At 46.8% G+C, this 9,120-nt stretch carries 6 protein-coding genes and 1 pseudogene; 6 read left to right on the top strand and 1 reads right to left on the bottom strand.

Features of this window, described 5'->3' with window-relative positions:
• Positions 1 to 244: 244 nt before the first annotated feature.
• Entirely contained in the window at positions 245 to 700 is a 456-nt protein-coding gene (locus IM450_RS14920) for an NUDIX hydrolase (RefSeq protein ID WP_002764310.1), read from the top strand.
• A gap of 66 nt (positions 701 to 766) precedes the next feature.
• Positions 767 to 1,699: pseudogene (locus IM450_RS14915) on the top strand (formylglycine-generating enzyme family protein); the annotation flags it as partial.
• 305 nt (positions 1,700 to 2,004) lie between these two features.
• Here IM450_RS14915 and IM450_RS14910 read toward each other — a convergent pair.
• Positions 2,005 to 3,087 carry a molecular chaperone DnaJ gene (locus IM450_RS14910; RefSeq protein WP_287668076.1) on the bottom strand — a complete coding sequence of 361 codons (1,083 nt, stop codon included), beginning with the start codon at positions 3,085 to 3,087 and terminating at the stop codon, positions 2,005 to 2,007.
• A 456-nt stretch (positions 3,088 to 3,543) separates the two neighbouring features.
• Here IM450_RS14910 and IM450_RS14905 point away from each other — a divergent pair, with 456 nt between their 5' ends.
• The 4 genes from IM450_RS14905 to IM450_RS14890 all read left to right on the top strand — a co-directional run bounded on the left by IM450_RS14905 (position 3,544) and on the right by IM450_RS14890 (position 8,853).
• The gene (locus tag IM450_RS14905) at positions 3,544 to 4,902 is read left to right on the top strand and encodes a CmpA/NrtA family ABC transporter substrate-binding protein (RefSeq protein WP_287668072.1); all 1,359 of its coding nucleotides are present in this window, start codon (positions 3,544 to 3,546) and stop codon (positions 4,900 to 4,902) included.
• 112 nt (positions 4,903 to 5,014) lie between these two features.
• Positions 5,015 to 5,845, top strand: coding sequence for a nitrate ABC transporter permease (ntrB, locus tag IM450_RS14900; RefSeq protein WP_103112714.1), 831 nt, complete (start codon positions 5,015 to 5,017; stop codon positions 5,843 to 5,845).
• A gap of 70 nt (positions 5,846 to 5,915) precedes the next feature.
• Positions 5,916 to 7,934 carry an ABC transporter ATP-binding/substrate-binding protein gene (locus IM450_RS14895; protein WP_287668069.1) on the top strand — a complete coding sequence of 673 codons (2,019 nt, stop codon included), beginning with the start codon at positions 5,916 to 5,918 and terminating at the stop codon, positions 7,932 to 7,934.
• A 79-nt stretch (positions 7,935 to 8,013) separates the two neighbouring features.
• The gene (locus IM450_RS14890; protein ID WP_002800908.1) at positions 8,014 to 8,853 is read left to right on the top strand and encodes a nitrate ABC transporter ATP-binding protein; all 840 of its coding nucleotides are present in this window, start codon (positions 8,014 to 8,016) and stop codon (positions 8,851 to 8,853) included.
• Positions 8,854 to 9,120 lie beyond the last annotated feature (267 nt).

Below are 9,120 nucleotides of genomic sequence, written 5' to 3'. Positions count from 1 at the left end.
GAAATGGGGCGAAAGTCTGTGGACTCTGTGTAAGACAGTACATGGTTTTTTAACTGTGGTATGCGACGGTGGTGGAAGCAGAAACTTAAATCGTGAGGTTTAGGAATCGCCGCACTTTTAGGGCGGCGAGGATGTCAAGATTGATATTGTTAGGGGTTGGGGGATAGGTGTTAGGCAATAGGCAATAGGCAAAAGTCCTAACTCCAGTAATCCCGTCCCCTTTTTTTATTTTTTAGCTTTATATATGGGTCGTGTTTGGCATTTTATTAAAAGTGTGATGGGAATTATCTTTCGTCATCCTGTAACTGGGGTGACAATGATTCCGCTGCTTGCTGATGGTACAATTGTTTTAATCCGACGCAGAGACACCGGCAAATGGGCCCTACCGGGAGGGATGGTCGATTGGGGGGAAGATATTTTTAATACTGCCCAAAGGGAATTAAAAGAGGAAACAGGATTAAATTTAGTCAGTTTAGGGCGTTTAGTCGGGGTTTATTCCTCTTTTGAGCGTGATCCGCGTATTCACTCCATTTCATTGTTAATTGAAGTGACAGCGGCGGGGAATTTTCAGATCAAAGATACATTAGAAGTTAGCGAGGTGAGAGCTTTTAGCGTCGAAACTTTACCTCTAGGCAATCTCAGCCACGACAATGATCGCCAACTAGAAGATTATCTCAGGGGTGCCACTGTAGTGGCTTGATGTCGAGGGAAAGATAATGGAATTAGAAAGTTTGGTTAAAGGCAAGTGAGATAACATTTAGGGGAAATCAACACAATGACATTTGATGTGGTAAAAGTAAATGCCAAAGGTCAGGAAGTCGAACGAGAAAAGGCTGAAGCCTCATATTTCACCCAAGATTTGGGCAACGACATCACCCTAGAAATGATTGCCATACTGGGGGGAACTTTCACGATGGGTTCACCAGCAAATGAGAAAGATAGTTTTGATGATGAACGTCCTCAACATCAAGTAACTGTCCCCCCCTTTTTCATGGGTAAATATCCCGTCACCCAGGCCCAGTGGAGAGCAGTTGCCTCTCGCACCGATTTAAAAGTAGAAAAAGACCTTGATCCTGATCCTTCCTACTTTAAAGATCCCCCCAAACCCCCCTTTTTAAGGGGGGCTTCCGATTCCCCCCCTTTTGAAGGGGGGGCTAGGGGGGGATCGCCCACGCGCTGGGATAGACCCGTGGAACAAGTCAACTGGTACGATGCGATCGAATTCTGTGCGAGATTATCGAAACTAACGGTTCGGGAATACCGACTACCGAGTGAAGCGGAATGGGAATACGCTTGTAGAGCGGGGACAACAACCGCCTTTCACTTTGGGGAAACCATTACGGGGGAATTGGCTAACTACAATGCCAGCAAAACCTACGCTGATGAACCCAAAGGAGAATATCGAGAAGAAACGACTCCTGTGGGACAATTTTCCCCCAATGCCTTCGGACTGTACGATATGCACGGCAATGTCTGGGAATGGTGCGCCGATACCTGGCACGATAACTATGACGGTGCGCCGAGGGATGGCAGTGTCTGGACAGAAAATGGGTATGATAATCATTCTTCTCTGCGGGGCGGTTCTTGGTACATCGATCCATTTAACTGCCGTTCCGCTTCCCGCTACGACGACTACCGCCGCGACTACAGCGGCGACTACGGTTTTCGGGTGGTGTGCGGTGCTGGGAGGACTTTGTAACCCTTTTTCTCTTTTTTCCCTTTTTACCCTTATTCCCTATTTTTTCTCTTTTCCTTTCTTTCCCGCTCTTAGGCGGGTCGATTTTTTTGAGAAAATGGCGTTAATGTTAAATTTTATACTAAATCCAGTTATTAAAAACTGATTATTTATTCCCCCTTTTGTCTTTTGCATAAGTAGAAAACGGGTTTCTCCGAGAAACCCGTTTTCTGTGGGTTACTCAACGGATTTAAAAATTAGGTAAAACCCCACACCCTGCCCCCACAAGAAACTTTTTGCCGCAAACCCTAAATATTGGCTTTCTCTCTTTAACGGCTGATTCCGCGAAGTTGCTCCAGAAGTTGATCAAGAATGTCTTCCATCTCTTCCGGGCTTCTGCCCATCCTGACCGGTCCGCGCAGAAACTCTTTAACCGTTATCTTTTTATCGCGGAAGTCACGGACAAAATTATAGATTTTTTCGGTGGATTGAACTTGTAATTTCATCTCCTCTAGCATTTGCTCAATCGGGTCGATGCCATCCTTCTCACAAGCGCGGCTGGCCCTCACCATCTCGCCTTCCGGGGTATTTCGCACCGAGCGCAGTTCTCTTTTCAGGTTCTCGTATTGCTTTTTAAGTAGTTCGTTATTGGTTTCAACCCTCTCGCACTGTCGTTTGAGGTCGCTTTCCGATGAGCCTTCAACCGCGAAAGAGTCCCCCATTTGATGCTGTCGTTCGATTTCCAGCAGTCTGGCAATATCTCCCTCTTTATAGGCACGGTTGACCTCCTTCATGATCTCATTGTGACGCATCCGAGTTTCGGGATCCGTAACCTTGTCGGGGTGAAAAATCTCAGCCATTCTCAGGAAAGTGCGGCGTATTTGTCTAGATTCGGGAGATTTAGGCGAGCTTTCAGGTGATAGCTCTGTTCCATCATCGTGACGGCCGTAGGAGTCTCCCCCAGAGAAGAAATCCTGCGCGGATTGCTCCGATGATCCTTCCGACTCTTCGTCTCCGAAAAGTTCGTCTAGTTCTTCATCTCCATCCTCAAATTTTGGGCTAATCACCCCCGTTAACTGAAGTGTCTCGTAAATTCCGAGAATCCTTTTTTTTGTCTGCTGCCCCAATTTTCTAGCAGTGAGGATTTCGTCAAAAAGGGCGTGTATTTCGCGGTCGAGGTCGGTAAGTTTTTGATAGAGGGGTTGCCCTCTCTGGAAAATCTCCGTCGCCAGGGAACGCATCTGGTCGAGGAATTTCTTCAGTTCGTTGCGTTTTCTGCCAATCTGCTTGAGGAGCCACTGATGCTCCTCCTCTAAAGCTTGGAGACGAAAATGTAGGGAAGACAGAGCCAAGGAAGGAGAGGTAGGCGAATCAGAGGAGTTCGGTGATTTCGGCTTTTTAGATCTGGTCATTACTTTGGGGTGAAAGCATATTGTCCATTCTACCAAGCCGGAAGGAACCGCATTCCTAAAACTCACCCTTGGCTCGTTTTGTTGTTTCTCCCCACCTCCCTGCTCCCCATCACCCCTCTCCCCTCTCCCCAATTCATAATTCATAATTCATAATTCATAATTCCCCACTCCCCTGCGCCGGCGCTCCTACGGAAACCTTTTTAAGTGGCTAGAAGCTAGATATATCAATGGTCTTAATTAATTCTTATCAATCGAATTAAATTTTTGTAAATAAAATTCTCGCTCGGATTAATTATTTTTTCCAAATTCCGCTAGACTTATTTAGTAAGTTCAATCAAGATTCAATATTCCATAGCTAAATTTCTATAGCACGGGCTAGAAGGGAAGTTTAGCGAGGGATTCCTTTACCCATAATTCAGCACACATATTTGCTTTAGCAAGCAGGTAGGAGATTCTATGTCAAATTTTTCGAGACGGAAATTTTTAACCACGGCGGCGGTTTCAGCCGCAGGGGCTGTTGTCCTCAAAGGTTGTTTGGGTAATCCCCCCGACAGTACGGGTGGAACCACCACCACCGCGCCCGCTTCCCCGGCAGCCTCTCCCGTCGCCATCGCCCCGGAACAAGCTCCTGAAACCACCAAAATTAAATTAGGTTATATTCCTATCGTTGAGGCCGCACCCTTAATTATTGCCAAGGAAAAAGGCTTTTTTGCTAAATACGGGATGGCCGATGTGGAAGTCTCCAAACAAGCAAACTGGGGATCTGCTAGAGATAACGTGGAAATTGGGGCAGATGCGGGCGGAATTGACGGGGGACAGTGGCAAATGCCCATGCCTTACCTAATTTCCGAGGGACTAATCACCAAAAATAACGTTAAAGTCCCCATGTATGTGTTGGCGCAGTTAAACACCCAGGGTAACGGAATTGCGATCGCAGGTAAACACGAGGGCAAAAATATCGGTTTAGACCTAAAACCCGCCAAAGATTACATCCTCGGCATGAAAACGACGGGAACTCCCTTCAAAGCCGCCTATACTTTCCCGAAAGCTAATCAGGACTTCTGGATTCGTTACTGGTTAGCCGCCGGTGGTATTAACCCCGATACGGATATTAACCTAATTGCCGTACCCGCAGCCCAAACCGTGGCCAACATGAAAACCGGAACCATGGATGCGTTTAGTACCGGTGATCCTTGGCCGGCGAGAATTGTGGCTGATCAGATCGGTTTTATGTCAGCTTTAACCGCAGAAATCTGGCCCTATCACCCGGAAGAATACCTCGCTGTCCGCGCCGATTGGGTGGATAAAAACCCGAAAGCCACCAAAGCGGTGTTAAAAGGAATTATGGAAGCGCAGCAATGGCTCGATCAGGAGGCAAATCGGGCAGAAGCGGCGGCAATTCTCGCTAAACCGGCTTATTTCAACCTCAAAGAAGAAATTATCGCCGGTCCCCTCAAAGGAATGCAGAAAATGGGTGACGGTAAACCGGAAATCACCGACAAAAATAAAGGGGTTTTCTACTGGAAAGATCCCGCCGGTAGCGTTTCCTATCCCTATAAGAGTCATGATCTCTGGTTTTTAACCGAAAGTGTTCGTTGGGGTTTCTTGCCGAAAGAAACTTTAACCACTGCCTCAGCATTAATCGACAAAGTTAACCGCGAGGATCTTTGGAAAGCGGCAGCCACAGAATTAGGAGTTCCCGCAGCCGATATTCCCACCAGTACCTCCCGCGGTGTCGAAAAATTCTTTGATGGCAAAACTTTTGATCCTGCCAATCCCCAAGCTTATCTCGATAGTTTGGCGATCAAAAAATAGCGAGCTTTTCTCGATAGGCTAGGGGCATAAAATATCTAGTCTATTAATCCCAAAAATGTTTTCTTCTCTTCCCAATCAAGTAACTTTATCTTCAACAAAGGAAAACGGCAAAATGGCAAGTAGCGTCAGCAGAACAGGTAAAGGTGGTTTCAACTTCGGTAAATTCTGGAAAAAGCATTCCCATGACATTCTTCCCCCGATTATCGGTACCCTGGGTTTTCTGATTGTTTGGCAATTAGTCTCGATGGTGGGATTAATCAAATTACCCCCCCCATCCGACCTAATCACCAATGAGCGTACCCGTACTTATTTAATGTATCCTTTCTTTGATCGTGGAGGCATTGATAAGGGACTATTCTGGCAAACTTTAGCCAGTCTGCAACGGGTATTAATCGGTTATTCTTTTGCCGCAGTGGTGGGTATTGGTGTTGGGATTATGGTCGGTTTAAATTCCTTCTTAAATAAGGCCCTCGATCCCCTTTTTCAATTCCTAAGAACAGTTCCTCCTCTTGCTTGGGTTCCCCTATCTTTGGCCGCTTTACAACAAAATCAACCAGCTGCTTTATTCGTTATCTTTATTACCGCAGTTTGGCCGATTTTGATTAATACCACCGTCGGTGTCCAACAAATTCCCCAAGACTATATCAACGTTAAACAAGTCTTGCAATTGTCCAGCAAAAAATTCTTTTTCAAGATATTAATTCCCTCGGCTCTTCCCTACATCTTCACTGGTTTGAGAATTGCGATCGGTTTAGCTTGGTTAGCGATTATCGCCGCTGAAATCGTTATGTCGGGTATCGTCGGTATCGGTTTCTTTATCTGGGATGCCTACCAAAATAACTACATCAGCGATATTATTCTCGCGCTGTTTTATATCGGTGGTGTGGGTTTATTACTCGATCGCTTTATGGCTTGGTTGCAAAATCAAATCGTTCGTCAATAGGGAATCAATGGGGAAAGTTTCCCCATTTCTAAATAACTGAAACTTGAGGAAATTTAAGGAGAAAAAAACTATGAGTTTGTTTGTCGCTGTCGATAACATCGATAAAGTATTCCCCCTCAGTGGTGGCGGTGAATATGTGGCCTTGAAAGGTATCGATTTACAGATAAAAAAAGGGGAATTTATCTCCCTTATCGGTCACTCCGGTTGCGGAAAATCCACCCTCTTAAACATGATTGCTGGTTTAGATTTGCCCACGGAAGGGGTGGTGACTTTGCAAGGTCAAAGCATTAAAAAACCAGGTCCCGATCGCATGGTAGTCTTCCAAAACTATTCCCTTTTACCCTGGTTAACCGTCAAAGAAAATATCACTCTGGCCGTCGATCAAGTTCTCACCCAACTATCAGAAGAAGAAAGAAAAGCCGAAGTCGAAAAATATATCGATCTGGTCAATCTTCGTCATGCAGTGGATAAACGTCCCAACGAATTATCGGGGGGGATGAAACAACGGGTAGCGATCGCTCGCGCCCTAGCCATTCGTCCGAAAGTCCTACTTTTAGATGAACCCTTTGGGGCGTTAGATGCCCTGACTAGAGGTAATCTACAGGAACAGTTAATGCAGCTGTGCGAAGAATACCAAATGACCTCGGTAATGGTGACGCACGATGTGGATGAAGCGGTGCTATTATCCGATCGCATCGTCATGCTCACCAACGGTCCCGGCTCAAAAATTGGCGGTATTTTGGAAGTAGATATCCCCCGTCCCCGCAAACGCATGGAAGTGGTGGAACACCCCAGTTACTACAGTCTCCGGAGTGAGATTATCTATTTCCTCAACCAACAAAAACGGATCAAAAAACTACGCGCTCGCAAAGTCGAAGTAATTGCCCGTCACGGTTTAGAAAAAGTCAATCTAGAAATCGGTTTTGTTCCCCTCACCGCTTGCGCGCCCCTAGCAGTGGCCAAAGAAAAGGGATTCTTCACTAAACATGGTCTAGATGAGGTGAATTTGGTCCGGGAAACCAGTTGGCGAGGCATTGTGGACGGGATCGCGGGGGGATTCCTCGACGGGGCGCAAATGCCTTCGGGAATGCCCACCTGGTTAACCGTCGGTGGTTATCAGGAGCAACCTTTGCCGATTGTCAGCGCCCTGACTATGACTCGTAACGGTAACGGTGTCACCCTCGCTAAACGCTTCTATGACGAGGGAGTGATTGACGGTAACGCCTTAAGACAGATGCTATTGGAATCGAAGGAGCAGCGCCATATTTTTGGCATTGTTCACCCCTCCTCGATGCACAATTTGCTCCTGCGTTACTGGTTAGCGGCAGCGGGAATTGACCCCGATAAAGATGTTCACCTCGAAACTATTCCCCCGGCCCAAATGGTAGCCGACCTGAAAACCGGTAGTATTGACGGTTACTGTGTCGGTGAACCTTGGAATCTCAGGTCCGCCATGGAGGGTATCGGTTACACCGTCGCCACCGACTTAGAAATCTGGCAGGGCCACCCGGGTAAGGCCCTGGGAGTCCGGGAAGATTGGGCCAATAAATACCCTAATACCCATGTCGCTTTAGTCAAAGCACTGCTGGAAGGTTGTCGCTACTGTGCCGAGGAAGGGAATCAGGAAGAAATTCGTCAAATCCTCGCTAGTCGTCAGTACCTTAGTACCAATATAGATTATATCCAACTAGGTGATCCCAACTCCTACGCGTGCAGTCTCGATCGACCGATGAAAGAATATGCACACCATCTGTTCTTTGGGGATGGAGTCAATCGTCCCAGTCGTACCGAACACCTCTGGATGATGACCCAAATGGCACGCTGGGGCCACATTCCTTTCCCCCGTAACTGGGTAGAAATTCTCGAACGAGTCTGTCGGGTGGGTGTCTTTAGTACCGCAGCCCGGGAATTGGGTCTAGGGGATATTAAATATCGTCGCACACCGATCCTTTTATTCGATGGTATCGAGTTTGATGCCGAGGATCCGATCGGTTATCTCAATAGTTTAGAGATCAAACAAAACGTCACCATGGCCGAAGTGGCTATTGATGCTCGTCCTAGTGCCAGTGAATCTCGCAAAATTGCCTAAAAATCGACTAAGGGGATAATTCCTAACCAATTATCCCCGGCCATTGCTCCTATTAACTAATTTCCCCCAAAGACTAATCATGTACACTACCACCGACACCGTTAACCGAGCAACCCAGACCCCCAGTAAAGAAGCTTTTGTCACCATTGAAGGAGTTTCTAAGGTTTATCCCACTCCTAGAGGCCCCTACACTGTCCTCAAGGATGTTAATCTCAGCATCAATGAAGGTGAATTTATCTGTGTGATCGGTCACTCCGGTTGCGGTAAATCCACCCTATTAAATATGGTGTCGGGTTTTTCTTCTCCCACTGATGGCATCGTTAAAGTTAACGGTAAGAAAATTACTAAACCCGGGCCCGATCGCATGGTAGTGTTTCAAAACTATGCTTTATTGCCTTGGTTAAGTGTTTTTGAAAATGTCTATCTCGCGGTAGATGCGGTGTCTCCCAATGCTCCAGAGGCACAAAAACGCTCGATCGTGCGGGAACATTTAGCTATGGTGGGTTTAACCGAAGCTATGGACAAAACCCCTCCCCAAATCTCCGGGGGGATGAAACAACGGGTTTCGATCGCCCGCGCTCTTTCTATCCGTCCGGAAGTGTTGATTCTCGATGAACCTTTCGGTGCCTTGGATGCGATTACCAAAGAGGAATTACAGGAAGAATTGCTGAAAATCTGGCAAGATAAACGCTGTACGGTGTTGATGATTACCCACGATATCGATGAGGCCCTTTTCCTCGCTGATAAGCTGGTGATGATGACCAATGGACCGGAAGCGAAAATCGGCGAAGTGATGAATATTCATTTCCCCCGTCCCCGCGATCGGGAGAGAATTATGGAGGACCCTGAATATTATCGTCTGCGTAACTATGCCCTCGACTTCCTCTATAATCGTTTCGCTCACGATGATGTCAGCTAGATGTGAGCATTTGTATTAGTTTGGGGTGCGGTTGACTTAATAGCGATCGCACCTAGATTTTTTTTTTAGGGAAGCCTTCTTCAAGTAAGATTATTTCTAAGTAGGTAGATTTTAAAAATTGTCAGACACCCCCCTTATTAAGGGGGGATCAAGGGGGGATCAGCACCCCCCTTATTAAGGGGGGATCAAGGGGGGATCAGCACCCCCCTTATTAAGGGGGGATCAAGGGGGGATCAGCACCCCCCTTATTAAGGGGGGATCAAGGGG

Source organism: Microcystis sp. M083S1 (genome assembly GCF_020246405.1).
GTDB lineage: Bacteria > Cyanobacteriota > Cyanobacteriia > Cyanobacteriales > Microcystaceae > Microcystis > Microcystis aeruginosa_C.
The sequence above is the reverse complement of the archived record's forward strand: the minus strand, read 5'-3'. Positions and strand labels throughout refer to the sequence as shown.